Annotated in this window: 19 protein-coding genes; 13 read left to right on the forward strand and 6 right to left on the reverse strand. The window is 61.1% G+C overall.

The genetic code is table 11. The annotated features are described in order from the left end of the window. Positions 1 to 99 precede the first annotated feature (99 nt). The 3 genes from B348_RS0126315 (at position 100) to B348_RS0126325 (ending at position 3,258) form a co-directional block, all read left to right on the forward strand. The gene (locus B348_RS0126315) at positions 100 to 921 is read left to right on the forward strand and encodes an ABC transporter substrate-binding protein (protein ID WP_017739017.1); all 822 of its coding nucleotides are present in this window, start codon (positions 100 to 102) and stop codon (positions 919 to 921) included. Continuing rightward, entirely contained in the window at positions 918 to 1,742 is an 825-nt protein-coding gene (locus tag B348_RS0126320; RefSeq protein WP_026137081.1) for an amino acid ABC transporter permease, read from the forward strand. Before B348_RS0126315 ends, B348_RS0126320 begins: the two co-directional genes overlap by 4 nt. A 232-nt stretch (positions 1,743 to 1,974) precedes the next feature. Beyond that, the gene (locus B348_RS0126325) at positions 1,975 to 3,258 is read left to right on the forward strand and encodes an autotransporter domain-containing protein (RefSeq protein ID WP_017739019.1); all 1,284 of its coding nucleotides are present in this window, start codon (positions 1,975 to 1,977) and stop codon (positions 3,256 to 3,258) included. 128 nt (positions 3,259 to 3,386) lie between these two features. Here the strand turns inward: B348_RS0126325 and oadA are convergent, their stop codons facing one another. Together oadA and B348_RS0126335 are read right to left on the reverse strand one after the other, a co-directional pair. Then, positions 3,387 to 5,195 carry a sodium-extruding oxaloacetate decarboxylase subunit alpha gene (gene oadA, locus B348_RS0126330; RefSeq protein ID WP_017739020.1) on the reverse strand — a complete coding sequence of 603 codons (1,809 nt, stop codon included), beginning with the start codon at positions 5,193 to 5,195 and terminating at the stop codon, positions 3,387 to 3,389. 11 nt (positions 5,196 to 5,206) lie between these two features. Further along, positions 5,207 to 6,622, reverse strand: a complete 1,416-nt coding sequence (locus B348_RS0126335) for an acetyl-CoA carboxylase biotin carboxylase subunit (protein WP_003213442.1) — start codon at positions 6,620 to 6,622, stop codon at positions 5,207 to 5,209. A gap of 196 nt (positions 6,623 to 6,818) precedes the next feature. Here B348_RS0126335 and B348_RS0126340 point away from each other — a divergent pair, with 196 nt between their 5' ends. Next, positions 6,819 to 7,793, forward strand: a complete 975-nt coding sequence (locus B348_RS0126340) for a LysR family transcriptional regulator (RefSeq protein ID WP_017739021.1) — start codon at positions 6,819 to 6,821, stop codon at positions 7,791 to 7,793. Here the strand turns inward: B348_RS0126340 and B348_RS1000000131290 are convergent. The 3 genes from B348_RS1000000131290 to B348_RS0126355 form a co-directional block, all read right to left on the reverse strand. Then, on the reverse strand, positions 7,723 to 7,920 hold the full coding sequence (locus B348_RS1000000131290) for a PA3496 family putative envelope integrity protein (RefSeq protein ID WP_081609292.1): 198 nt from the start codon (positions 7,918 to 7,920) through the stop codon (positions 7,723 to 7,725). The genes B348_RS0126340 and B348_RS1000000131290 overlap by 71 nt on opposite strands. A 223-nt stretch (positions 7,921 to 8,143) precedes the next feature. Continuing rightward, positions 8,144 to 9,010: a transcriptional regulator HexR gene (gene hexR, locus B348_RS0126350; RefSeq protein WP_017739023.1), complete on the reverse strand. Its 867-nt coding sequence runs from the start codon at positions 9,008 to 9,010 to the stop codon at positions 8,144 to 8,146. Positions 9,011 to 9,172: 162 nt separating this feature from the next. Next, positions 9,173 to 12,046, reverse strand: coding sequence for an EAL domain-containing protein (locus B348_RS0126355; RefSeq protein ID WP_017739024.1), 2,874 nt, complete (start codon positions 12,044 to 12,046; stop codon positions 9,173 to 9,175). Positions 12,047 to 12,292: 246 nt separating this feature from the next. Between B348_RS0126355 and uvrD the strand changes: the two genes are divergently transcribed. The 8 genes from uvrD to B348_RS0126395 all read left to right on the forward strand — a co-directional run bounded on the left by uvrD (position 12,293) and on the right by B348_RS0126395 (position 23,489). Then, positions 12,293 to 14,476 carry a DNA helicase II gene (gene uvrD, locus B348_RS0126360; RefSeq protein WP_017739025.1) on the forward strand — a complete coding sequence of 728 codons (2,184 nt, stop codon included), beginning with the start codon at positions 12,293 to 12,295 and terminating at the stop codon, positions 14,474 to 14,476. 225 nt (positions 14,477 to 14,701) lie between these two features. Next, positions 14,702 to 15,574, forward strand: a complete 873-nt coding sequence (locus tag B348_RS0126365; protein ID WP_026137082.1) for a Tim44 domain-containing protein — start codon at positions 14,702 to 14,704, stop codon at positions 15,572 to 15,574. A gap of 174 nt (positions 15,575 to 15,748) precedes the next feature. After that, complete coding sequence (locus B348_RS0126370; RefSeq protein ID WP_017739027.1) at positions 15,749 to 16,246, forward strand: RNA polymerase sigma factor; 498 nt, start codon at positions 15,749 to 15,751, stop codon at positions 16,244 to 16,246. Between the two features lie 43 nt (positions 16,247 to 16,289). Further along, positions 16,290 to 17,264: a FecR domain-containing protein gene (locus B348_RS0126375; protein ID WP_256204505.1), complete on the forward strand. Its 975-nt coding sequence runs from the start codon at positions 16,290 to 16,292 to the stop codon at positions 17,262 to 17,264. 144 nt (positions 17,265 to 17,408) lie between these two features. After that, positions 17,409 to 20,522 carry a TonB-dependent receptor domain-containing protein gene (locus B348_RS0126380; RefSeq protein ID WP_032865215.1) on the forward strand — a complete coding sequence of 1,038 codons (3,114 nt, stop codon included), beginning with the start codon at positions 17,409 to 17,411 and terminating at the stop codon, positions 20,520 to 20,522. An 86-nt stretch (positions 20,523 to 20,608) separates the two neighbouring features. After that, entirely contained in the window at positions 20,609 to 21,370 is a 762-nt protein-coding gene (locus tag B348_RS0126385) for a Slam-dependent surface lipoprotein (RefSeq protein WP_026137084.1), read from the forward strand. Between the two features lie 134 nt (positions 21,371 to 21,504). Continuing rightward, complete coding sequence (locus B348_RS0126390; RefSeq protein WP_256204506.1) at positions 21,505 to 22,962, forward strand: surface lipoprotein assembly modifier; 1,458 nt, start codon at positions 21,505 to 21,507, stop codon at positions 22,960 to 22,962. A 119-nt stretch (positions 22,963 to 23,081) separates the two neighbouring features. Further along, positions 23,082 to 23,489 (forward strand): SMI1/KNR4 family protein, encoded by a 408-nt coding sequence (locus tag B348_RS0126395; RefSeq protein WP_017739032.1) that lies wholly within the window; start codon positions 23,082 to 23,084, stop codon positions 23,487 to 23,489. Positions 23,490 to 23,551: 62 nt separating this feature from the next. Here the strand turns inward: B348_RS0126395 and B348_RS0126400 are convergent, their stop codons facing one another. Beyond that, positions 23,552 to 25,315, reverse strand: a complete 1,764-nt coding sequence (locus tag B348_RS0126400; protein ID WP_017739033.1) for a cation:proton antiporter — start codon at positions 25,313 to 25,315, stop codon at positions 23,552 to 23,554. 291 nt (positions 25,316 to 25,606) lie between these two features. On the opposite strand from B348_RS0126400, the gene B348_RS0126405 reads away from it, so the two are divergent. Further along, the gene (locus B348_RS0126405; protein ID WP_017739034.1) at positions 25,607 to 26,083 is read left to right on the forward strand and encodes an acyl-CoA thioesterase; all 477 of its coding nucleotides are present in this window, start codon (positions 25,607 to 25,609) and stop codon (positions 26,081 to 26,083) included. Positions 26,084 to 26,157 lie beyond the last annotated feature (74 nt).

Below are 26,157 nucleotides of genomic sequence, written 5' to 3' on the forward strand. Positions count from 1 at the left end.
ATAAGCTTATGAAAATAACTCACTATGAGAGTCGTTCTTATAACTATTTAATACGTTCAATTCAGTACATAACAACTCTTTTTTCTAACGGTGCTCTTCATGAAACTTAAACCGCTGCTGGCCTTGGGCCTGACGATTCTGGCTGCTTCTACCCAAGCCTTCGGCGGCACCACGCTGGACCGCATCGAGCAAAAGAAAGAGTTGGTAGGTGTGCTGATGGAAAGCTACCCGCCGTTTTCCTTCTTGAACGAGCAAAACCAACTGGACGGCTTCGACGTCGATGTGGCCAAGGCCGTGGCACAAAAGCTCGGCGTGAAGCTGCGCCTGGAAACCCCGTCCTGGGACGTGATCGCCGCCGGCCGCTGGAGCGGGCGCTACGACATCTGCATCTGCTCCATGACCCCGAGCAAGGCCCGCGCCGAAGTGTTCGATTTCCCGGTGGAGTACTACGCGTCGCCCGCGGTGATCGTGGTCAACGCCACGGACGACCGCATCCACAGCGCCAAGGACTTGAGCGGCAAGAAAGTCGGCCTCACCAGCGCCTCCAGCTATGAAAGCTACCTGAACAAAAACCTGGTGATCGAAGGCGCCGAAGACACCCAGTTGCAGTACCCGTTCGACAACGTGCAGATCGCCCCGTACGACACCGACAACGTGGCCTTCCAGGACCTCGGCCTCGGCGCCGGCAAGCGCCTGGATGCGATCCTCACCAACCTGGTTACCGCACAACCGCGCCTGAGCGAAGACAAGCGCTTCAAGCTCGCTGGCGAGGCGCTGTATTCGGAGCCCAACTCGGTGGCCATCGAAAAAGGCGACCCGCAGTGGGACAGCAAGGTGCGTGAAGTCTTCGCCCAGCTGAAACAGGACGGCACCTTGAGCCAGCTGTCGCAAAAATGGATCGGCGCCGACATCAGCCAATGACAGCGTTTCCTACACCTCCAAAGATCAGCGAATCACGCGTGCAGCGGCTGTTTGGCTTTCGCACGCGGCTCTACCTGACCTGGGCCGCGCTGTTCTGCCTGTTCGCCAGCTTCTTCCTGAGCTTTGACCTGAAGTTCTCGATCATCCTCGACAAGCTGCCCAATCTGGTCGGCCTGCACCTGGCGCCCAACGGCTTCCTGCAAGGCGCGGCGCTGACGTTGTTCCTATGCCTGTGCTCCATGGTGATTTCCTCGGTGCTGGGTTTCGTCACCGCGCTGGGACGCTTGTCGAAAAGCGCCGTGGCCTTTGGCATCGCCAGCTTCTACGCGTCGTTCTTTCGCGGCACGCCGCTGCTGATCCAGATCCTGCTGATCTACCTCGGCCTGCCGCAGCTGGGTTTGGTGCCGGGCGCCATCGTCGCCGGGATCATCGCGTTGTCGCTGAACTACGGCGCTTACCTGAGCGAAATCTTCCGCGCCGGCATCCTTGGCGTCGCCCTTGGCCAACGCGAAGCGGCCCTGGCCCTGGGCATGCGCGACAGTGCGATCTTCTGGCACGTGACCTTGCCCCAGGCCATGCGCACCATCATCCCGCCGGCGACCAACCAGTTCATCTCGATGCTCAAGGACTCGTCGCTGATCTCGGTGATGGGTGTGTGGGAAGTGATGTTCCTGGCGCAATCCTACGGCCGGTCGAGCTATCGCTATATCGAGATGCTGACCACCGCTGCGATCATCTACTGGGTGCTGTCCCTGGGACTGGAACTGATCCAGGCGCGGATGGAACGGCATTACGGCAAGGGGTATGTGCGCCGAGGCTGATGCTCAGCTGTAGTGACGGCGCAGCTTGACCACGCCCATTTGCACACCGAGCAACTGCAATAAAATGCAGGTAGATGACGGCTGTGTGATTTTGTACGCAATAAAATGCAGACCCTATTTGAAACCCGCGCCAATAGAGACAACTCCCGCACACCAAGAGTGTTGGCCCTGACAGTTATCCCCCCGCCATCTCGCTAAATTCCCGACCTCATCCACAAGAGGTCGGGAATTCATGCCCATAACCCCCCGCAGAATCGTACTGTTCATCAGCCTCGCGGTAGCCGCCAGCCTTCCCCACGCGCAAGCACGCGGCGACATCGAGTCCATGCCCTATTGGCCTCACCCCTACGACGCGCTGGATGACGAATGGGCGTATGAGCCGAACATTGAAGCCGCGTCCATCGACGGCTTTATCATCCGCCAAGCCACCACACACAATGGCCGGCAGGTGGCGAAGGTGCTGGAGCCGGCGCTGGTTCGCCTGCTGGAATCTGGTCAGCTGACCTCTGAACAGCTCAAGGCGTTGGAAAAACGCTACGCCGAACTCGCGCAGCAACCGAACGCTTTCGGCGCAGCTCTCGAACAGTTGGCCGGTAGCCAGAATGCCAACCTCGCCGCTGCAACACAGAGCACGACCCAGCAACTCAGCAGCCGCGTGCTCTCGACCCTGCGCGAACTGCCCACCGACACCGATGGCCACTTCTGGGTCAAAAACCTCGGCAGTGAAGGCGGCCTCGACAGCCAGCGCGGCACCGCCGGCCTGAACACGGCCAACCAGGGCGTGCTCCTGGGCGCAGACTGGGCAGTCGATCATGCATGGCGAGTCGGGGTGCTGGGGGCCAAGTCCAGCAGTCGCTTCGACACCCGACGCTTCACCGCCGACCTGGACAGCTGGCACCTGGGCGCCTACGCCGTGCGCCAGGACGGCCCATTGGCGTTGCGCCTGGGGGCGATCTACAGCAGCCATGCCGGGCAGAATCGACGCGGCGTCGAGATCCTCAGTTACAAGGACACGCTCAAGGGCAGCTACAACGCCACAAGCCAGAATGTGTTCGGTGAAGTGGGCTACCAACTGGGCACTGGCAGCCTGAGCATCGAGCCGTTTGCCGGGCTTGGCTACCAGCGCTACAGCCGGGACAGTTTCAGGGAGCAAGGGGGGCCGACAGCACTGAATGTCGATGCACAGACCCAGCAAAACCTGAACAGCACCGTTGGCCTGCGCCTGGCCAGGCTGATTCGGTTCGATAACCAGATGAGCCTCACGCCACACCTGAGCGCAGGCTGGAAACACCTGTATGGCGACGTCGAAAGCCAGGTGCGCCAGTCCTTTCGCCAGGGCGGCATCGATGACTTCACCATCCAAGGCTCTTCCCTGGACCGCAACAGCCTGAGCCTGTTGGCGGGGCTGGACTTGAATCTGTCTTCGAACCACAGCCTCGGCCTGGCCTATATGGCTGAAAACGGCACCCACAGCAGCAACCAGGGCCTGATGGGGCAATGGCGGATGAGGTTCTGACACGTCTTACGACAGCGGGACGCGGAGCGTCCGGGGCGGCGTTCCCACGCGGAGCGTGGGAACGAGCAGGCAAAAAAAAGGAGGGCACCTGCCCCCCCGAGGATTAAGCGATAGTGTCGAAGGCTGGATCAGCCTTCGATTTCAATCAGGATTTCGCCAGGGTTGACCCGGTCGCCCTTGGCCACGTGAACGGCGGTCACCTTGCCGGCAATCGCTGCCTGCACTTCGGTTTCCATCTTCATCGCCTCGGTGATCAGCACGGCCTGGCCGGCCTTGACCACGTCGCCTTCCTTGACCAGCACGTCGACGATATTGCCCGGCATCGCGGTGCTGACATGGCCCGGCGCAGTGGCTTGCTTGCGCTTGCTGCTGCCGCCGCCGACAAACTCGTTGAGCGGTTCGAACACCACTTCTTCCGGCATGCCGTCGATGGACAGGTAGAAGTGGCGCTTGCCTTCGGCCTTCACGCCGACACCGGTGATGTCCACGCGGTAGCTTTCACCGTGCACGTCGATGACGAATTCGGTCGGCACACCTTCGCCACCGGCACGCGCCACGCCGCCGGCTTCAGGGATTGGCAGCAGCACTTCCGGCGCCAGGGTGCCGGCGTCGCGTTCTTCGAGGAACTTGCGGCCAATGTCCGGGAACATGGCATAGGTCAGCACGTCTTCTTCGGACTTGGCCAACGCGCCGATCTCGCCGCGCAGCTTGGTCATTTCCGGCTTGAGCAGGTCAGCCGGGCGCACGTCGATCACTTCTTCGCTGCCGATAGCCTGGCGACGCAGTTGCTCATTCACCGTGCCCGGCGCCTTGCCGTAGCCGCCTTGCAGGTAGAGCTTCACTTCGTTGGTGATGGTCTTGTAGCGCTCGCCGGCCAGCACGTTGAAGAACGCCTGGGTGCCGACGATCTGCGACGTCGGCGTGACCAGCGGCGGGAAGCCGAGGTCTTCACGCACGCGCGGGATCTCAGCCAGCACTTCGCTCATGCGGTTGAGGGCGCCCTGCTCTTTCAACTGGTTGGCCAGGTTGGAAATCATCCCGCCCGGCACCTGGTTGACTTGCACACGGGTATCGACCGCGGTGAATTCGCTCTCGAACTGGTGATATTTCTTACGCACGGCGTAGAAGTACAGGCCGATCTCTTGCAGCAGTTCCAGGCTCAGGCCGGTGTCGAATTCGCTGCCTTTAAGGGCGGCGACCATCGACTCGGTCCCCGGGTGGCTGGTGCCCCAGGCGAAGCTGGAGATGGCGGTGTCGATGTGGCTGGCACCGTTTTCGATGGCCTTGAGTTGGCACATCGCGGCCAGACCCGCAGTGTCATGCGAGTGGATGAAAATCGGCAGGGTCTGCTCGGCTTTCAGCGCCTTGACCAGTTCGCCGGTGGCGTACGGGGTCAGCAGGCCAGCCATGTCCTTGATCGCGATGGAGTCGCAACCCATGGCTTCCAACTGCTTGGCCTGGGCCACGAACGCCTCGACGGTGTGCACCGGGCTGGTGGTGTAGGCGATGGTGCCCTGGGCGTGTTTGCCCGCCGCTTTGACCGCTTCGATGGCCACGCGCAGGTTACGCACGTCGTTCATCGCGTCGAAGATGCGGAACACGTCGATGCCGTTGACTGCGGCCTTGGCGACGAAGGCTTTGACCACGTCGTCGCTGTAATGGCGGTAGCCCAGCAGGTTCTGGCCGCGCAGGAGCATTTGCAGGCGGGTGTTGGGCAACGCGGCGCGCAGTTTGCGCAGGCGCTCCCACGGGTCTTCTTTAAGGAAGCGCACGCAGGCGTCGAAGGTCGCGCCGCCCCAGACTTCCAGGGACCAGTAGCCGACTTTGTCGAGCTTGTCGCAGATCGGCAGCATGTCGTCGGTGCGCATGCGGGTTGCGAGCAACGATTGGTGGGCGTCGCGCAGGATGGTGTCGGTTACGAAGATTTTCTTGCTCATTATTCTTTTCCTCACAGGCCTGCGTGGGCGGCGATGGCGGCGGCGATGGCCAGGGCCAGCTCTTCGGGTTTGCGCTTGATCGAGTAGTTGGTCAGCTCAGGGTGGCTTTCCACGAAACTGGTGTTGAACTGGCCGCTGCGGAATTCCGGGTTGCGCAGGATTTCCTGGTAGTAGGCGGCGGTGGTCTTCACGCCTTGCAGGCGCATGTCGTCCAGGGCACGCAGGCCGCGGTCCATGGCTTCTTCCCAGGTCAACGCCCACACCACCAGTTTCAGGCACATGGAGTCGTAGAACGGCGGGATGGTGTAGCCGGTGTAGATCGCCGTATCGGTGCGCACGCCGGGACCGCCGGGGGCGTAGTAACGGGTGATCTTGCCGAAGCTGGGCAGGAAGTTGTTTTTCGGGTCTTCGGCGTTGATACGGAACTGCAACGCAAAACCACGGTGCTGGATATCTTCCTGTTTCACCGACAGCGGCAGGCCCGAGGCGATGCGGATCTGCTCGCGGACGATGTCGATCCCGGTGATTTCTTCGGTGATGGTGTGTTCCACCTGCACCCGGGTGTTCATCTCCATGAAGTACACCTCGCCCTCGGCGAGCAGGAACTCCACGGTGCCGGCGTTCTCGTAGCCCACGGCCTTGGCGGCACGCACCGACAGGTCGCCGATGTAGGCGCGCTGTTCCGGGGTCAGCTGCGGGCTTGGGGCGATTTCGATGAGCTTCTGGTTGCGGCGCTGGATCGAGCAATCACGCTCGAACAGATGCACCACGTTGCCAAAGCTGTCACCGAGGATCTGCGCCTCGATGTGCTTGGGGTTGACGATGCATTTTTCCAGGAACACTTCCGCCGAACCGAAGGCCTTGGTGGCTTCGGAAATAACACGGGGGAAGGCTTGTTCAAGTTCTTCGCGGCTGTTGCAACGGCGGATACCGCGCCCGCCACCACCGGAGGTGGCCTTGAGCATCACCGGGTAACCAATGCGGTCGCCTTCGGTGAGGGCTTCAGCGATGTCGGCGACGTTGCCTTCGGTGCCGGGGGTGACCGGCACGCCGGCCTTGATCATGCTGCGGCGCGCTTCGGTCTTGTCGCCCATGCGGCGGATCACTTCAGCGGACGGGCCGATGAATTTGATCCCACGTTCGGCGCAGATGTCCGCCAGTTCGGCGTTTTCCGACAGGAAGCCGTAGCCGGGGTGCAGCGCGTCACAACCGGTTTCCACGGCCAGGTTCACCAGCTTGCGCGGGTTCAGGTAACCGGCCAGGGGCTCGGCACCAATGCTGTGGGCTTCGTCGGCACGTTTGACGTGCAACGCATGGCGGTCGGCGTCGGAGTAGACCGCGACCGAGCGAATGCCCATCTCGGCGCAGGCACGCACGATTCGTACGGCAATTTCACCACGGTTGGCGATCAGGATCTTTTTTATCACTTGGAAATTCCCTTGAGCCGATTGCTGCGTTCTTCGACCCGCTAGACCCGGGTCGGCGCGTGACCAAATGTTTCATGACAGTCGCGAGACACACACTAAGCCCGTGGAGGGATTAACAAAAATCAATAATTATTGGGTCGTGCATAAGTAAAGACTTATAGTTGGCCGGACAGCCGCGCGCGAAAGGACGATAAAAATGCGTAAGTCATTGATGCGTATGACATTGCGTCAATTGCAGATCTTCAATGAAGTGTGCGATTTGCGCTCGTACAGCCGTGCTGCCGAGGAAATGTCCCTCACACAACCCGCCGTCAGCCTGCAAATTCGCCAGCTGGAAGAGCTGATCGGCCAGCCATTATTCGATTACGTCGGCAAAAAGCTCTACATGACCGAGGCCGCCGAAGCCTTGCAGCGCGCCAGCCGGGACATTTTCGGGCGCCTGGAAAACCTCGACATGCAGCTGTCGGATATGCAGGGCTCGCTGCAAGGCCAGTTGAAGCTGGCGATTGAATCCAGCGCCAAGTACTTCGTGCCGCACCTGTTTGCCGCGTTCAAGCGCCAGCATCCCGAAGTGCAGCTGCACCTGACGGTGGTCAACCGCGCCCAGGTGATTCGCCGGCTGTCGGACAACCGCGACGACCTGGTGATCATGTCCATGGTGCCCCAGGACATGGGCCTGGAGTTCCTGCCGTTCCTCAACAATCCGATCGTCGCGGTGGCGCCCCCTGATCATCCCTTGAGCCTGCAAGGCCCGCTGCGCCTGCAAGACCTGGAGCCTTACACGCTGCTGGTGCGCGAGCAGGGTTCCGGCACGCGGATGGCCTGCGAGGAATACTTCAAGGAGAAGCGCGTGCACTTCACCCAAACGGTGGAAGTGTCATCGGCCGAGGCCCAGCGCGAATGCGTGAGCGCAGGTTTGGGCGTGGCCTTGCTGACGCGCCACGCCGTGAACCTGGAACTGGCCAGCGGCGGGCTCAAGGAGCTGCCGGTGGAAGAGCTGCCGCTGTACCGCAGTTGGTGCCTGGTGCAGGCCAAGGCCAAGCGCCTGTCACCGGTGGCCCATGCGTTCCTGGGCTTTATCCGCAGCGAACGGGCACAGATCAGCGTGCTGGCTGAGCGTTTCGCTGGGCAGCCACGGGTGCCTGCCAATGCAGCTCCGGGTAGTCACTGATGCTCTGGAGCAATTGGCGTTCTTCACAACGGTCTTCGATTGCGCGACGGAACGCCATGCGGCGCTGGTCTTCCTGCTGACGGCGGGTTTTTACGGCGCTGTTGCTGTCTTCGTAGGGACGGGCCATTTCGAGTCTCCCAATGCGAGTACGGGAGTTCAGGATGGCCTTGGGCGGTTACGGTTTGGCGGCGCGGGGATGACAGGACGATGAATCTTCGGAAGTTGACGCATATCCACTGTGGGAACGGGTCAATGTGGGAGCGGGCTTGCCCGCGAAGACGGAGTGTCAGTCAAAGATGCTCTAACTGACCCACCGCATTCGCGGGCAAGCCCGCTCCCACATTAGTCTGTCAGTCGTCGAGGGCTTTGACGGATTTTGGCGACAACCGCAGGCTGCGCAAGCTGCGTTTCACGCTCTTGAGGTGGTTGACCAGGCTCGGCCCGCGCGCCATGGCCACGCCCATCGCCAGCACGTCGATCACCACCAGGTGGGCGATGCGCGAGGTCAACGGCGTATAGATCTCGGTGTCTTCATGCACATCGATCGCCAGGTTGACGGTGGACAGCTCCGCCAACGGCGTCTGGCTCGGGCACAGGGTGATCAGGGTCGCGCCGCTTTCACGCACCAGGTTGGCGGTGATCAGCAGGTCTTTGGAGCGCCCGGACTGGGAAATGCAGATCGCCACGTCGGTGGGCTTCAACGTCACCGCCGACATCGCCTGCATGTGCGGGTCGCTGTAGGCCGCTGCCGTGAGCAGCAGTCGGAAGAATTTGTGCTGGGCGTCGGCTGCCACCGCACCCGATGCGCCAAAACCATAGAACTCGACACGCTGGGCCTGGGACATCGCCGTCACGGCTTTTTGCAGCTCGATCGGGTCGAGCTTCTCGCGCACTTCCATCAGGGTGTGCAGCGTGGTGTCGAAGATTTTCAGGCTGTAGTCGGCGACGGAATCGTCTTCGTGGATCGCAAACTGCCCGAAGCTCGCACCTGCAGCCAGGCTCTGGGCCAGCTTGAGTTTCAGGTCCTGGAACCCGGAGCAACCGATGGCGCGGCAGAAGCGCACGATGGTCGGCTCGCTGATGCCCACGCTGTGGGCCAGGTCGGCCATGGAGCTGTGCATCACGGCCGCAGGATCAAGCAGCACGTGGTCGGCAACCTTGAGTTCCGATTTACGTAACAGGTGGCGCGACTGGGCGATATGTTGCAACAGGTTCAAAGGGCAGGACTCTTGTTATTGGCAGGTGCCAGGGATGTAGCAAGCTTGTAGTTATACTACAAGAATTGTCGTTTTGCCCGTCTGATGCATCACTAAATCGCCCTGCTGCCCTCTGATTCAAAGGGCAGGCGCTTTGTAGCCATTAGGGCGGCCCTGCCGTCGTTAAGGAAAATCTGCATTTTTCCGTAACAAATCTGCCAGCCCTTCGGCCTGCATCGGCCGGCTGATCAGATAGCCCTGCACTTCGTCACACCGCTCCCCGCGCAGGAAGTCCAACTGCTGCTGATCTTCCACACCTTCGGCCACCACTTTCAGCGCCAAGCCATGGGCCATGGCGATGATTGCGCGGGTGATGGCCGCGTCCTCGCGGCCCTGGCCGAGCCCACGGATGAAGGTCTGGTCGATCTTCACGTAATCCACGGGGATGCGCTTGAGGTAGCTGAGGGACGAATAGCCGGTGCCGAAGTCGTCGATGGCCAGCTTCACCCCCAGGTCGCGCAGCTGCTGGAAGGTGGCGATGATGTGTTCAACGCTGTCGAGCAGCTGGCTTTCCGTCAGCTCCAGCTCGAGGTATTGCGGGTCCAGCCCGGTTTCTTCGAGGACCTGGCGCACCAGGCTGACCAACTTGCCCTGGCGCAACTGATGCACCGACAGGTTCACCGACACCCGGATCGGCGCCAGCCCCTGGCGCTGCCATTCGCACGCCTGCCAGCAGGCCTGGCGCAGCACAAATTCACCCAGCGGCACGATCAGGCCGGTCTCTTCGGCTAGGCCGATAAACTCGCCCGGCGGCACCATGCCCCACTGCGGATGCTCCCAACGCACCAGCGCTTCGGCGGCGTTCAGCTTGCCGGTGGCCAGGCACAGTTTCGGCTGGTAGAACACCGTCAGCTGGCGATCTTCGATGGCTTTGCGCAGTTGGTTTTCCAGCTGCAAGCGCTCCAAAGTGCTCGCTTGCAGGCTGTCGGTGTAGAACTGGAAATTGTTGCCGCCCAGGTGCTTGGCGTGTTGCATGGCCATGTTCGATTGGCTGACCAGTGCGGAAATTTCCCGCGCATTGTCCGGCAGCAGGCTGACGCCCATCGAGGCACTGACCACCAGTTCATGCCCGTCCACCGTCACCGGCACGCGCAGCTTGGCCAGCAACCGCGTGGCCACGCGGGCCAGGCTCGACAGGCTGCCGTAGGCATCGAACAGCACGGCGAACTCATCGCCAGACAACCGCGCAATGGTGTCCGCCTCGGGCAAGGCATTGATCAAGCGCCGCGCCATTTTCTGCAGCAGTTGGTCGGCGACTTCATGCCCCAGGCTGTCGTTGAGCAGCTTGAAACGGTCGAGGTTGATATGCAGCAGCGCCAGGCTGCGCCCACCCTGGCGCACCCGCGCATGGGCTTCGCGCAGGCGCTCACGGAACAGCGAGCGGTTGGCCAGGCCGGTCAGCTCGTCGTAGTGGGTGAGGTAGCGCATGCGCTCTTCGGATTCGCGCCGCGCAGAAAGATCGGCGAAGAAGCCCACGATATGGCTGACCTTTCCCCGAACATCACGCACCACATTCAATTGCAGCCACTGCGGGTACAACTCGCCGTTCTTGCGCGTCTCCACCAGTTCGCCTTGCCAGGTGCCGTGGCTGAGCAACGCCTGGCGGATCACCGGGAAGTGGCGGCGCGCGTCGCGGCTGCTGGGCAGTTCGACGACGTTGCGCCCGAGCATGTCATCGATGTCAAAACCGGTGACGCGGCTGAAGGCCTGGTTCACCGCGATCAGCTTGTAGTCCGGGTCGAGAATCACGATGCCTTCGCTGGCCGCCTCGAAGACCGTCGACGCCAGGCGCTGTTGTTCTTCCAGGACTTTGCTCGCGCTGATATCGCGACGGGTGCCAAGCATGCGCGTGACCCGGCCACTGGGCGCGCGCTCCACGGCGCGGCCACGGTCTTCGATCCACACCCAGTGGCCGTCGCCGTGACGCACGCGGTATTCGACCTGATAGTCCTCGCTGCGGCCCTTGAGGTGCTCGACCAACGCGCGCTTGAGCAGCGGCAAGTCGTCGGGGTGCAGGCGTGGCTTGAGGTGGCTGAGCATCGCCGTGACGTACTCGGGCTCCAGGCCGAACAATTCCTTGAGTTGGGTGTGGTGGACCTCGTCGGTTTGCAGGTTCCAGTCCCACAGGCCCAGCTCGCTGGCTTGCAGCGCCATGGCCAGGCGCGCTTCGCTTTTGTTCAGGGCCAGGCTGGCGGCGTCGAGTTCCTGGCTGCGCTGGGCCACGCGGTCTTGCAGGCCGGTCTGGGCCTCGCGCAATTCCTGCTCGATCTGGCGGCGTTGCTCGACTTCGCGCACCAGTTCTTGATTCAACTGCTCGCTGCGCTGTTGCGCCTGCTGCAAGTGCTCGATCAGCGCCTGGTTCTGGAAGCGCCGCAACAGCCCGCGCTGGATCAGGCGGTTGACCTGCCACGCCACCACGCTCAAGGACGCCAGCAGGATCAGGCCGAGCACGCCCCAGCCTTGTTGCTGCGGCGCGCCGTTCCAGAACAGATAGAGGATCGCCGGCAGCAGGCACGGCAAAGCAAACGACAGGAACGCCGGCAAGCTCACGGCGTAGGCCACACTGGCCGACAGCGTCGCGGCGCCGATCAGGCCGAATACCCAGGCCTGCTGCATAAAGCTGTCTGCCGGCACCAGGGCGATGGCGGCGGTGGCCAGGGTCAGGCCGCTGACCGCCGAGCCGAGCATGAACATGCGCCGCCACACCGGCTGGGCCTGGCGGCTGGGCATGGCCGAATCAAAGGCCGCCACCTGGATCACGCGCATCGCCACCAACGCCAGCAGCCAGACCAGCCAGATGCTGTCCAGCAGGTATTGCTTGGGGTTCCACAGCAGCCAGGCGCAGACCAGGCCGTTGACCAACATTAATAAGGTGGGCAACAACGAGCCCTGATACAGCAGGCGTGTGCGTTCGACCGCCATCTCGGTGGCGTAGTGCTTGCGGATAACCTGCGCGGGCGCCGCCGAAGGGCTGAGCAGGTCGGTGCTGAGGGTCATAGGCAGTGTTCTTATAATGGTGAGCCCGAAACGTGCACGGAGCATACACAAGCCTGCGCGCGGGCCAAACTGCTCTGCGTCATAAAAACCAGCGGATATTTACCCGCAAACCTCGGTGCCAGACAGCTCGGGCAAGGCGGTGCGGGGGCTGCACCCTCTGACCGACCGGTCATCAGCCCCGGCAGAATTATCGACCGTCCAGCATTGGGGTTTGCCCCACTCCCCCGAGGGCCATAGAATGCGCCGATGCGCGATGATCTCTCCCTTTTGCTGAACTCCCTCAACGATGCCCAACGCCAGGCCGTAGCAGCCCCCGTTGGCCGTCAGTTGGTCCTGGCCGGTGCTGGCTCCGGTAAAACCCGAGTGCTGGTGCACCGTATCGCCTGGTTGATCCAGGTCGAGAACGCGTCTCCCCATTCGATCCTGTCGGTGACCTTCACCAACAAGGCCGCTGCCGAGATGCGCCACCGCATCGAGCAGCTAATGGGCATTAGCCCGGCCGGCATGTGGGTGGGCACCTTCCACGGCCTGGCGCACCGCCTGTTGCGGGCGCATTGGCAGGAAGCGGGCCTGGCCCAGACTTTCCAGATCCTCGACAGCGATGACCAGCAACGCCTGGTCAAGCGGGTGATCCGCGAGCTGGGGCTGGACGAACAACGCTGGCCGGCGCGCCAGGCGCAGTGGTTTATCAACGGCCAGAAAGACGAAGGCCTGCGCCCGCAGCATATCCAGGCCAGCGGCGATCTGTTCCTGGCCACCATGCGCAGCATTTATGAAGCGTACGAAGCAGCTTGCGCACGCGCCGGAGTGATCGACTTCTCCGAGCTGCTACTGCGCGCCCTCGACCTGTGGCGTGACAACCCAGGCTTGCTGGCCCATTACCAGAAACGCTTCCGGCACATCCTGGTGGACGAGTTCCAGGACACCAACGCCGTGCAATACGCCTGGTTGCGCCTGTTGGCCAAGGGCGGCGACAGCCTGATGGTGGTGGGCGATGACGACCAGTCGATCTACGGCTGGCGTGGCGCGAAAATCGAGAACATCTACCAGTATTCCGAAGACTTCCCGGACGCGGTGACCATCCGCCTGGAACAGAACTACCGCTCCACCGCCGGTATCCTCAAGGCTGCCAACGCCTTGATCGCCAACAATACCGGGCGCCTGGGCAAAGAGCTGTGGACCGACGGCGGCGAAGGCGAGGCGATCAACCTGTACGCCGCGTTCAACGAGCACGATGAAGCGCGCTACGTGGTGGAAACCATTGAAAGCGCGCTGAAGACCGGCCTGGCGCGCAGCGATATCGCCATTCTGTACCGCTCCAACGCCCAGTCGCGGGTACTGGAAGAAGCCTTGCTGCGCGAACGCATCCCGTACCGCATCTATGGTGGCCAGCGCTTCTTCGAGCGCGCCGAAATCAAGAACGCCATGGCCTACCTGCGTTTGCTGGAAGGTCGCGGCAACGATGCGGCGCTGGAGCGGGTGATCAACATCCCGGCCCGTGGCATCGGCGAAAAAACCGTCGAGGCGATCCGCGATCACGCACGCCATGCCGATGTGTCGATGTGGGAAGCCATGCGCTTGCTCGTCGCCAATAAAGGCCTGACCGGTCGCGCGGCCGGGGCGTTGGGGGTGTTTGTCGAGCTGATCGAGAACCTCGCCGCCAAGTGCGCGGAAATGCCCCTGCATTTAATGACGCAGACGGTGATCGAGCAGTCCGGGCTGATTGCCTACCACGAAGCGGAAAAAGGCGAGAAAGGCCAGGCCCGGGTAGAAAACCTTGAGGAACTGGTCAGCGCCGCCCGCGCGTTCGAAAACACCGAGAACGAAGAGGAACTGACCCCGCTCGCCGCCTTCCTCGGCCATGCCTCCCTGGAAGCCGGTGATACCCAGGCCGACGAGCATGAAGACAGCATCCAGCTGATGACCTTGCACAGCGCCAAGGGCCTGGAATTCCCGTATGTGTTCCTGGTGGGCATGGAAGAAGGCCTGTTCCCCCACAAGATGAGCCTGGAAGAACCCGGCCGTCTTGAGGAAGAACGCCGCCTGGCCTATGTGGGCATTACCCGGGCGATGCAGAACCTGGTGATGACCTACGCCGAGACCCGACGCCTGTACGGCAGCGAGACCTACAACAAGGTGTCGCGCTTCGTACGTGAAGTGCCGAAGGGGCTGATCCAGGAAGTGCGCCTGTCCAACAGCGTCAGCCGCCCGTTCGGCGGCGGCCAGCAGCAGAGCGCCAGCAGCCTGTTTGCCGGCTCCGAAATTCCGGAAACCCAGTTCAGCCTCGGCCAGCAGGTCAGGCATTCGGTGTTCGGCGAAGGCGTGATCCTCAACTTCGAAGGCGCCGGCGCCCAGGCACGGGTGCAGGTGAACTTCGCCGAAGGCAGCAAGTGGCTGATGATGGGTTACGCGAAGCTCGAAGCCATCTGACACGCCTCCCTGCAGGAGCCGACTTCTGTGGCGAGGGAGCTTGCTCCCTCGCCACAGCGACAACGTGCCCTTGTATTCCGACAAGACGGGCCAATATCTGTAATACGTCCTACAGACCATTCAGATTTCGTCTTACGCAAAAGCCCGAAACATTATGTCGCTAGCCACTGTCACGACACCTGTGCAACATGGCGCGCGTGCAATCCACAAATGGGAATTCCCTTTATGAAACGTTTTCTTAGCATCGCCATGGCGTTGTGCATCGGCCTGACGATGAGCCTCGACGCCAACGCCAAGCGCTTCGGTGGCGGCAAAAGTTCGGGCGCAGCCCCGACTCACCAAACCAGCCAGATGGCTCCCTCCGCTGGCGGAATGGGCGGTGCAGCCGCTACCGCAGGCGCGGCCGGTGCTGCTGGCGCTGCTGCCAAGGCCGGCGGTGCTTCGCGCTGGTTGGGCCCTCTGGCCGGCATCGCGGCCGGTGGCCTGCTCGCTTCCATGTTCATGGGCGGCGGCTTCCAGGGCATGCAGATCTTCGACATCCTGATCCTCGCGGTCATCGCCTTTGTGATCTTCCGCTTTATCGCCGCCCGTCGCCGCAAGCAGCAGGAGCACATGGCTCCAGCCGGCGCGCCGATGCAGCGTGAAGTGTTCGAGCAAAAGCCGGCCATGGGTTCGATCTTCGGTGGTTCCGCAGCCCCGGCTGCTGCCCGCCCGGTGATCAACGCTCCGGCGTGGTTCAACGAAGAGCGTTTCGTCGAAGCGGCCCGCAGCCACTTCCAGTCCCTGCAGCAACACTGGGACGCCAACGAAATGGACAAGATCGCCGAGTTCGTGACCCCGCAACTGCTGGAGTTCCTCAAGCGCGAACGCGCTGAGCTGGGCGACGCGTTCCAGTCGACCTACATCGACGACCTGCGCGTACAGCTTGAAGGTGTGGATGACCGCGCCGACAAGACCATCGCCACCCTGACCTTCAGCGGCGTGTCGAAAAACTCGCGCTTTGACCAGGGCGAAGTGTTCAGCGAAAGCTGGAACATGGAACGCCCACAAGGCGAAAACCAGCCTTGGCTGGTGGCCGGTATCCGCCAGAACGGCTGATCACCCGGCGCCTTGAGCGCGCAGTAAACGACCCCGGCGGTGTAGTGAAATACACCGCCGGGGTCTTTTTTTGCCGGTCAGAAATGCTTTGTTGTTTTTACTGGATTAATGAGAAACATTCTCACTATACTCGTGCCCTCTCCCGGTTCTGCCCGAGCATAGGAACGTGCCGCCGTGCTGGAAAAACTCTTCAATCAACATGCATCCGCCCTACATCGTTACCTGTTGCGGAAGAAATGCACCCCCAGCCTGGCCTCGGACCTGGTGCAGGACACGTTCCTGCGCATCGCCCAGCTGGAGAACATGGAACGCATCCTGTGCGCGCCGTCGTACCTGTTTCGTGTCGCGCACAACCTCATGATCGACCACCATCGGCGCTACGGTGAAAAGCGTTTCGACAGCGACGCCGCCGCCTATTTCGAGACCCTGGTGGACGAAGCCAGCGGCCCGGAAGAGCAAGCGCTCGACGCCCTCGCCCTGGAGCAATTGGAAAGCCTGCTGGAACGCATGCCAGAACGCACCCGCGACATTTTCATGCTGTGCCGGGTGGAAGGCATGACGCACAAAGAGACCGCCCGCTATTTACGGATATCCACAAGCTCTGTACAAAAACACATGGCGATGGCGCTGGCCAAGATTGGCAGGGCGCTTGATCCAGACCAAGAGGGCTAAGCCTTGGGTATCTTGAAAAGCAAGAAGGTAAACAGTCAGAACCGTGAATGCTCCCCCACAAACGACCGACCCGTTGGAGCGCAAAGCTGCCGATTGGGTGATGCGTCATCGACAAGGCCAGCTGTCGGCGCGTGAGCTAGAAGCTTTTCAGCGTTGGCAGGACGCCGACCCCAGACATGCCGCCGCTGCCGGCCGGGCAGACCGTGCCTGGCGCGCCACCGCCTCGCTCAAACGCCACCCCGGCTATGTAAAACCGCAACGCCCGCCGCGCACCCTATGGACCCGCAACACCTGCGTCAGCGCCCTCGGTGCCGCCGCGCTGGGCTGCTGGATGCTGCTCGCGCCGCCCTTCTGGCTGCAAGCACTGAACAGCGACTATCACACCGGTTTTGGCGAGGTTCGCCACATAACACTGGCAGATGGCAGCCAGGTTGAACTGGGCAGCCACAGCATCCTCAACGTCAGCTATGACGAGCAAACCCGTCTGGTCAGCCTGAGCCAGGGCGAAGCGGTGTTCACTCCGTCGCCTATCAATGATCAGGAGCGCCGACCATTCACCGTGCGCGCCCCCGGCGCCGACATCACTGCACGCGGCACCCGTTATCTGGTCGGTGTCGGCCAGGATCGCGAAGGCTGGGTCGGGGTTTTGCAGCACAAGGTCGAGGTCAACCTGACCCCCGCCCAACGCGATGACGCGGCCGGCTCCGCCCTGCTGGAGCAAGGCAACAGCTTGCGCTTCAGCGCCAAGGCCGGTTTGGTGCCGCTCACCACGCGCCCGGATGAACTGGCCAGTTGGCAGGAAGGTCGCCTGGTGTTCCAACGCGAGCCGCTGGGCGACGCGGTGGCGCGCATCAATCGCTATCGACCGGGGCTGGTCGTGGTCAAGGGCGACACATTGCGCGCCATGCGCATCAGCGCGGTGATGCGTTTGGACAATCTCGACGACGCCCTCAAACACCTCGCACAGCAAGCCCACGGGCGCATTCTCGACCTGCCTGGGCTGACGCTGATCTACTGAAAGGCCCCGTTTGCGGGCCTTTTGACATCATGAATATATAAAACAAGATACATAGATCATAACGATCTATCGCGTTTTCGCTGCTGCTGCGTTTCTACTACATGTGAATAACTCTTATTTGCTTTAGTGAGGCCGGTTTTGCAGATGCAACAGAACAACAAGAAGCGCAAGGCAGCACATCGCACGCGACTGAGCCTGGGCATCCAGCTCGCCGTGTTCGCGCTGGCCGCCGACGCCGCCGCCATCAATCCGGTGCAAACCCGCCCGGTCAACAGCGCTGCACAGGTGCAACCCCAAGGTGGCTACCACGACTTCGACGTACCTGCCCTGTCGCTGGACGAAGGCCTGGTGCTGCTGGCGCGCCAGGCGGGTGTCGAGGTCTACCTGGGCAGCAATGACCTCACCGGCACCTACGGCAACCCGGTCAAGGGCCGACTGTCCCTGGAAGCCGCACTGCAACAACTGCTCGCCAACCAGGCGCTGACCTACAGCCTGGGCAACCAGCCCGAGCGGCCGATCATCCAGGTGCAACCCGCGCCGGGCATGAGCGGCATCCAGCAAGGCGACCTGCACCCGATCTATGTGCATGGCCTGGACGGTAAAGAGTCCCGCGACGAAAAGGGCTACAACGACATCTACGATCAGGACGTGTCCTCGGTGTACTCCGGCAAGGAGCAGATCGAACGCTACAAAGGCGCCGCCCCCGCGGACATGTTCAAGGGCATGCTCAACGTCTACAGCGGTGACGGCCGCAACAGCGGCGCGCTGGACCCCAACGTACGCGGCATCCAGGGTCCCGGCCGCGTGCCGCTGACCATCGACGGCACCGAGCAGGCGCTGACGGTGTATCGCGGCTACATGGGCGCCAATAACCGCAACTACATCGACCCCAACCTGATCGGCAGCATCAAGGTGCTCAAGGGGCCGAACCTGGAGCGCAACGTCTATAGCGGCGTGGGCGGCGCGGTGGTTGCCAACACCCTGAACGTGGATGACATCCTCAAGGAAGGCCAGGCATTCGGCGGCGAGCTGAAGATGGAAGGCAGCAACAACTCGGTGTCGCCCAAGTTGCCGCATTTGATGACCGGCCAAAGCCCGCCCGCCGATTACCAGTACATCCCGGTGTATTCCTACTACGACCCGTCGCTGTACAAACACCCGCGCACCAGCCGCGACAACAACCTGATCACCGGGGGCGACTCGGCCTATCGCCTGGCCCTCGGCACCCGCCAGGAAAAATTCGAACTGCTTGCCGCCTACGCCTACCGCGAAAAGGGCAACCACTACGCAGGCAAGAACAAATCCGGCTTCTACGCCACCGGCAAACAGATCAACGGCCAGTTCGACTACATCCCCAACCTGGCCAACATCTATAAGCCGGGGGATGAAGTGCCCAACACCTCGAGCAAGATGGAGTCGTGGCTGGCCAAGGCCAAGCTGAAGATCGACGACGACCAATCCCTTGAGTTTGGCTACCGCGACACCGACTCGCTGTATGGCGAAATCATGCCGTCGCGCATCTCGTTCTTCCGCCCCGGCGACCAGTTCGATGCCGAATCCAGCGGCGTACCGCAATGGCCCCTGAGCCACGTGCAGAGCAAAGCCTACAACCTGGAATACAACCTCAAACCCGAGGGCAACCCGTGGGTGGATTTCTATTCCAACCTGTGGGCAACCAATACCCAAAGCGACACCTACACCAGCGGCGGCGTGCCGAATGCAACCAGTATCGCCGACCCCGTATTCCGCAACACTGCCGTAGCGAATGCCCAGCACAACCGCGCGGGCGTGACGGTCAGCAACAAACTCAAATTGGTCGACAGCCTGGACCTGACCCTCGGCGCCAGTTACCAGCATGAGAAGTTGAGCTCCAAAGACAACTATTACGACGCGGCGATCTTCGACACCTTGCGCATGAACCCGCGCGCGGGGCGCAGGGACGAGCGCGAGTACAACTTCAACTTCGATTGGCGGCCGGTGAGTTTTGCCAAGTTCACCGCAGGCGCGCGGTATTCGTCCTATTGGGCGTTTGATGACTATTTAAAGGAAACGCAGGACACAACCGGAGTAACCACACAGTTTGAAGAAAGCGGGCGCACCGTGAGTTACACCACGCGTAAAACGCTCACCGATGCGGAGTGGAATGCCAGTGTTGATCAGAAAATCGCCAGCAACCAAGTGTTCTGGGACATGTTTGGTACTCCCGAATCGGAGCGCCAGGAAATAATAGACATGATCAAACAGGAAACCCCCCGGATTCAAGACACGCAACACTTGGCGTATTGGGCGAATGATGGCAAGGGGCGTTACGCTCGCGACAACAACCCGTGTATCAACGGTTTGAATGCAGGCGAAAATATTATTGCGTGCAGCGCCTTTGGCAGTAACACAGGTCGTCAAAAAGACGTGAGTGCCAAACATCAAAAAGACAGTGCTTGGGCGCCGAGTTTATCTGCAACCTTTTATACCTCGGAGAATGGTCGGGTGTATCTTCGCTACAGCGAAGCAATCCGTTACCCCAGCATGTTTGAAAGCACACTTGGGTTTTCCTCATCGGTCAATCCGTGGGGCCTGGAGCCGGAGCATGCCTATAACTACGAAGCCGCCTATATACACAACTTGGCCGGCTGGGGTGGCAGTGAGCGCGCCGACATAAAGCTGACGTATTACCACAACACTATCAAAAACGTGATTGAGCGCAGCCCGCAACTGCGCTTCAGCAACCTGGAAAAACAGACAACTTCCGGCGTGGAGCTGCAGACGCGCTACGACAATGGCCGCGTTTTTACTGACCTGAGCATTGCCCACGTCCTGAAAAACAAAGTCTGCGACGAAGACTCCGCCGTTGCCATCAGCACCAATGGCAGTACCCCAAACTGCGTGGACGATGGCTTCGTCGGTGGGTATTTGGTGAGCATGTCCCAGCCAGAGTGGTCGGCCAACCTGGGCGCGGGCGCACGCTTCTTCAATCGCAAATTGGAAGTCGGCGGACGGGCCATTTATTACCGCCAGCACGATAGCAAGTTTTATAGCAACTACCCCGACAGCGCGATGGTCAGCTATTACATCAACACGCCGATGTCGTGGGACAACATCGTCACGTATGACGCTTACATCAACTACAAGTTGACCGACGATGCCGCTATCGAATTGACCGGTACAAACTTAAGCAATCTCTATTACATCGACCCGTTGACCCGCTCGGCCATGCCCGCACCGGGTCGTACATTAAAAATCGGCTTTACCACTACGTTCTAACTTACGAGGTGCACCATGGGAGGCTAAGAGAACTTGGCAGATGCTTGACGTGTTGACTTAATTAAAATCACTCAATGGATGATGAAATGAAAACTTTCAACTACACAGTATTGGCAGTGGCTCTTCTTGGTTTGGCTGGCGTTGCTCAAGCAGATACTTCTTCGGGCCAAAGCTATACCGGCACTATCGTTGTGGAAGGTTCCAGCGGCACGGGCTCCACTAACCACCCAGGCTCTGCCGGCCAACCGGCCGTTGGCGTATTGGCATTCTACGGCGGTGCAAAGGTCGGGTTCGCCGGCCTCAAAGGCATGGTCGCTACCGACACCAACGGCGTCACCACCATTACCCCGGCCATGATGCCTGCCTCCCACGCGGCACTGGGCAACTTTGACTTCAAGCAAGTCGCCAGCCAGCAGGTGTACTACGGCGAGTGGTCGCAAAACGGCACTGACAACGACCCAACTCGCGTCGTGTATTACTCCGGCGACAACGCCGGCCGCGTGCTGCCAACCACCAACGTGACCTACGCGGTACAGGGCATCAACAACTACTCCGGGGCTAACGTACTGTCTGGCGAGCTGACCGCATCGTTCGGCAACGCCGCGCCAACCTTGACCGGATCGCTGAGCAACAGCGCGCTGAAGGTTCAAGTCGCCGCCAACATCAATACGGCTAACGCCAGCTTCTCGGGTGCCGCACAAGCACGTAATACCGCGAGTAATGCCCTGCTTTCGAACGGCACTACCCAAGGTAGCTTCTATGGCGCAGGCGCTACCGCATCGCTGGCCGGTATCGCCAAGTTCGAAAACCGCAACTACGACACCGCTTTCGGCGGCGTAGCCAAGTAACAGCGGCTTGAACTGACGTAGCACCACCAAGCAAGTGCCTGGCCTCCAGGCACTTGCTTTTGGCGTTTTGAAGCGATCCCGAGAGCCCGGTAATGCCCCAGCCCTACTGCAAGCGATCCCTCACGTTTCACGTTTTGCCCCTTTCCCTGCTGCTGTTCATGGCCCCGACGGTGTTCGCCGCCGACCAGGACACCAGCCTGCGCCTCAACCAGAGCATCGAGTACCGCGCCAACAAGCAAGAGCGCGAATTGCTCAAGGACGAATTGCCCAGTGACGGCGCCGCGCCGGCGCTGACCATCGACGGCCAGACCTACAGCGTCGGCAACAACCTCGACGAGCTGGGCCGCGCGGTGTACCTGAGTGTCCAGCGCCAGCAATGGCCGAACGCCCGCGACTACCTCAAGCGCTACACCGCCCTGCCCGGCCACGACCCGATGCTCACCGCCTACGCCAACGGCGGCCTGGCCCGTGCCGATGGCGATCTGGACAGCGCCGAACGGTATTACCAGGACCTGCTGGCGATCCAGCCCGACTTCCTGCCCGGGCGCCTGGAACTGGCGCGGGTGCAGTTCGAGAACCGCAAAGACCGCGATTCGAAACACGTCTTCGCACAGATCAGCAGCAGCCTCAGCCCGTCGGACGCCCAGGCCATGGGCCTGGGCAAGACCGTCGACAGCTTTATCCAGGCCCTCGACCACCGCGAAGACTGGCAAGGCTCGTTCGCCATCGGCCCGACCTGGAGCGACAACCTCAACCAGTCATCCGAAGGCAGCGTGACTTATCGCTACCAGACCGCTGAAGAAACCTACGTGGTCAAGCAATCCCTGCCCAAGGCCGTGTCGGCCCACGGCCAGGATTACGAGGCCACGCTCAACAAACGCATCGCCATCAGCGGCCATCACGGGCTGTTCGTGCGCTCGCTTTTGTACGGCCAAGCGTACGAAAAAGAGAGCAAGTACAACGAAGCCACCGTGATCAACAACGCCGGCTACAGCTACCACGATGCGCGCAACCAGTACGCCTTCGGGCCGTCGTACGAGTTCAACACCATTGGCGACAACGCCATGTACAGCGCCTGGGGCCTGCGCGGTGAGTGGATTCACACGCTGTCGGCCACGCGCATGTTCAAGCTCGAAGGCGAGTACAAGGACATGACGTACAAACACCAGATCAACAGCAACCTCGACGGCGGTATCAGCTCGGTCTACGCCACCCTGTGGCAGGCATTGCCCCGGCAGTGGACGCTGTTCGGCGGCGTCGACATCACCGAACGCAACGCCCGCGACCGCGTCGCGGCGTACCTGCAAAAAGGGGTGCGCCTGGGCGTCGCCAAGGATTTCGACATCGGCGTGAGCGCCGTGCTGTTCGCCTCGTACCGCAAGCGTCAATACGATGCCTACAGCGCAATCGTCGATGGCCGACGCAATGAAGATGAGCAAGGCTACACCTTCATCCTGCGTGCCCCACGGCTGGCGGTGTACGACGTGGTGCCCAGTCTTACGGTCAAATACAACAAGGTGCAGAGCAACATCGACTGGATTTATTCCTACGACAAAAACAGCATCAGCCTAAAACTGGAGAAACAGTTCTAGTCCGCCGCTGTCACAGGGATTGTGCTTGCGCTGAGATATCTATTTCACGGTTGCACTTATAGCGAGCTACTGTATAAAACGCCCCTATAAACCGCGCCATCAGCAAGAGGATCCCGGCCGTGGAAGAAATCATCGAACAATTGCGTGAAGCCAACGAACCGGTCCCGGTTCCTTTGGAGCTGCCTGACGAAGACCAGCTGGTGGAAATCGAAGAACAACTGTTCATCGACATCCCGTTTGTCTTCCGTGAGTTCCTGCTGACTGTCAGCGACGTGGTCTACGGCAGCCTGGAGCCGGTGACCGTCACCGACCCGCAGTCCCACACCTACCTGCCGGACGTGGCCGCCAACGCCTGGGATGCCGGCGTTGACCGCAGCATGATCCCGATCTGCCAGGACGGCGACGACTACTACTGCGTCGAAGAAGACGGCACCGTGGTGCTGTGGTCCGGCGAAGAAGAGCTGGTCACCGAAGAAACCTGGGAATCGGTGTGGCACTGGGCGCGGGACGTCTGGCTGGAAAGCTGAGCCCTGTGTGCTCTAGTGGCGAGGGAGCTTGCTCCCGCCGGGCTGCAAAGCAGCCCCCTCACTCAGTGCTCCGCCGTATCCTTATGGTTATCCAGCGTCTCCAACAAGGCGACCTGCATCCGCGTATGCACGCGGATGAACCAGCGCCAGAGCACGGCCGCCACCGCCGCCGTGACCACGGCGATCAGCACCAGCAACTTGTTGGTCGGCAGAATACTGGCCGACAAGGCTGCCAATAGCAGGAAGATCACCAGCAGCGACAGGATCGGGATCAGCTCCGCGATCACCCGTCGCACGCGCTGGGTATGGCGCCCGGCCATTTCCGGTTTCACGCTCATCTCCGCCAGCAACATCGACAGCGCCTTGAGCTTGCGATACGCCGCAATCAAGAACGGCAGCGACAACAGCAACGCCCCGCCCCAGATCAATGCCTTCTGCCAGCTTGGATCGCTGATCCAACCTTCCAGGTAGCCGCCGATGCGCTTTGCAAAAAAGCTGCCGGTAAAGAAAATCGCCACCACCAGCGCCAGATTCACCCCCACTTGCAGGATGATCTTGCGGATCATCGACGCCAGCATCGCGCCCTCGCCCTGGGGTTGAATGCTGCGCAGCCATTCGCCATACATGCCGAACACCCGGCTCATGCGCTTGGGCATCACCGCCGCGATCTTCAACGACAACGGGTCGGCGCCACGAATCAGATAAGGCGTGAGCAACGTGGTAATCGCCGAAACGGCCACCGCCACCGGGTACAGGAAGTCGCTGGTCACCTGCAGCGTCATCCCCAGCGCCGCGATGATGAAGGAAAACTCGCCAATCTGTGACAGCCCCATGCCTACCCGCAGTGAGGTGCGGCCATCATTACCGGCGATAAACGCCCCAAGGCCGCAGGACAACATCTTGCCCAGCACCACCGCCACCGTGATCACCGCAATCGGCCAGGCGTATTGCAGCAGGATCTGCGGGTCGATCATCAAGCCGATCGCCACAAAGAAGATCGCACTGAACATGTCGCGAACCGGCTCGATCAAGCGCTCGATCTTAATCAACTGCTTGGATTCGGCCATGATCGCGCCGATCAGGAACGCGCCCAGCACCATGCTGTATTCCAGCTTGACCACCAACAGGCAGAAGCCGAAACACAGGCCCAGCACGGTGATCAGCAGCATCTCGTTGCTTTCGAACTTGGCCACGTAGGCCAGCAAACGCGGGACCAGCAAGATGCCGATGACCAGCGCGACGATCATGAACAGCGAGAGCTTGCCGACCGTGGAAAACACCTCGCCGGAGCTGACCGTGCCACTGACGGCGATGCTCGACAGCAAGGCGATGATGCCGATGCCGAGGATGTCTTCGACGATCAGCACACCGAAAATCAGTTGGGCGAAGCGCTGGTTTTTCATCTTCAGGTCGTTGAGCGCCTTGACGATGATGGTGGTGGAGGAGATGGCCAGGATCGCGCCGAGGAACAGCGAGTCCATGGTGTTCCAGTCGAACCACTGGCCGATCTCGTAGCCGATCCAGATCATCAGGATGATCTCCAGGAACGCCGCGATAAACGCCGTGGCGCCGACCTTGAACAGCTTGCGCAGGCTGAACTCCAGGCCCAGGCAGAACATCAGGAAGATCACCCCCAGCTCGGCGAGGGTCTTGATGGTGTCTTCGTCGTGGATCAGGCCGAATGGCGGAGTGTGCGGGCCGATGATAAAGCCGGCAACGATGTAGCCCAGCACCACCGGCTGCTTGAGGCGGTGAAACAGGATGGTGACCACCCCTGCGACCAGCATGATCACGGCCAGGTCCTGGATAAAGCTGATGGCGTGCATGGCGAGGGGCTCCTTGAAGGTACCGGCGCTTTTCCCACTTCCGTACGCGCCTTTGGAAAGTCGCAAAGTGCGGAAGGAAAAGTCTGCCTAAATCGTAAGAAATGCCCTGAGACGGGCTTTTGCAGGTTAACACCGCGACTTCCGGCAGAAAGCCGGTGCAATATATGGAAACAGATCGGCCCAGGCGTGACGGCAAGCCGCCCACCTGCGTCCCGTTATGGATGGCGCAACAAAGATTCCAGCACCCGCAGAGGTGCCCCCCAAACCAATGCCTACAACCGTGAGTGTGCTATGGAACCCGGAAACGCCCAACTGTCGATGACGGTGCTGATGACCCCTGATATGGCCAACTTCTCTGGCAATGTCCACGGCGGCACCCTGCTCAAGTACCTCGACGAAGTGGCCTACGCCTGTGCGAGCCGTTATGCCGGCCGCTACGTAGTGACATTGTCCGTAGACCAAGTGATTTTTCGCGAGCCGATCCATGTCGGCGAGCTGGTGACCTTCCTCGCGTCGGTCAACTACACCGGCAACACCTCGATGGAGGTGGGGATCAAGGTGGTCACCGAAAACATCCGCGAGCGCTCGGTGCGTCACACCAACAGCTGCTTCTTCACCATGGTCGCCGTGGACGACCAGCGCAAGCCGGCCGCCGTACCGCCGTTGCAGCCGCACAACAGCGAAGACAAGCGCCGGTTTGTGCAGGCGCAGCAACGCCGGCAGATCCGCCAGGAGCTGGAAAAGCGGTATCAGGAAATCAAGGGCTGAGACACGGCAAAGCTCGAGCTGTAAACCCAATCAAAATGTGGGAGCTGGCTTGCCTGCGATAGCGGTGTGTCAGC

Source organism: Pseudomonas sp. CBZ-4, from assembly GCF_000346755.1.
Classification (GTDB): domain Bacteria; phylum Pseudomonadota; class Gammaproteobacteria; order Pseudomonadales; family Pseudomonadaceae; genus Aquipseudomonas.

Coding starts and splice junctions, on each gene's coding strand:
- B348_RS0126405 (WP_017739034.1), top strand. CDS start 25,607: ATGGAACCCGGAAACGCCCAACTGTCGATGACGGTGCTGATGACCCCT.
- B348_RS0126325 (WP_017739019.1), top strand. CDS start 1,975: ATGCCCATAACCCCCCGCAGAATCGTACTGTTCATCAGCCTCGCGGTA.
- B348_RS0126355 (WP_017739024.1), bottom strand. CDS start 12,046: ATGACCCTCAGCACCGACCTGCTCAGCCCTTCGGCGGCGCCCGCGCAG.
- B348_RS0126340 (WP_017739021.1), top strand. CDS start 6,819: ATGCGTAAGTCATTGATGCGTATGACATTGCGTCAATTGCAGATCTTC.
- uvrD (WP_017739025.1), top strand. CDS start 12,293: ATGCGCGATGATCTCTCCCTTTTGCTGAACTCCCTCAACGATGCCCAA.
- B348_RS0126315 (WP_017739017.1), top strand. CDS start 100: ATGAAACTTAAACCGCTGCTGGCCTTGGGCCTGACGATTCTGGCTGCT.
- B348_RS0126400 (WP_017739033.1), bottom strand. CDS start 25,315: ATGCACGCCATCAGCTTTATCCAGGACCTGGCCGTGATCATGCTGGTC.
- B348_RS1000000131290 (WP_081609292.1), bottom strand. CDS start 7,920: ATGGCCCGTCCCTACGAAGACAGCAACAGCGCCGTAAAAACCCGCCGT.
- B348_RS0126380 (WP_032865215.1), top strand. CDS start 17,409: ATGCAACAGAACAACAAGAAGCGCAAGGCAGCACATCGCACGCGACTG.
- B348_RS0126320 (WP_026137081.1), top strand. CDS start 918: ATGACAGCGTTTCCTACACCTCCAAAGATCAGCGAATCACGCGTGCAG.
- B348_RS0126365 (WP_026137082.1), top strand. CDS start 14,702: ATGAAACGTTTTCTTAGCATCGCCATGGCGTTGTGCATCGGCCTGACG.
- B348_RS0126385 (WP_026137084.1), top strand. CDS start 20,609: ATGAAAACTTTCAACTACACAGTATTGGCAGTGGCTCTTCTTGGTTTG.
- oadA (WP_017739020.1), bottom strand. CDS start 5,195: ATGAGCAAGAAAATCTTCGTAACCGACACCATCCTGCGCGACGCCCAC.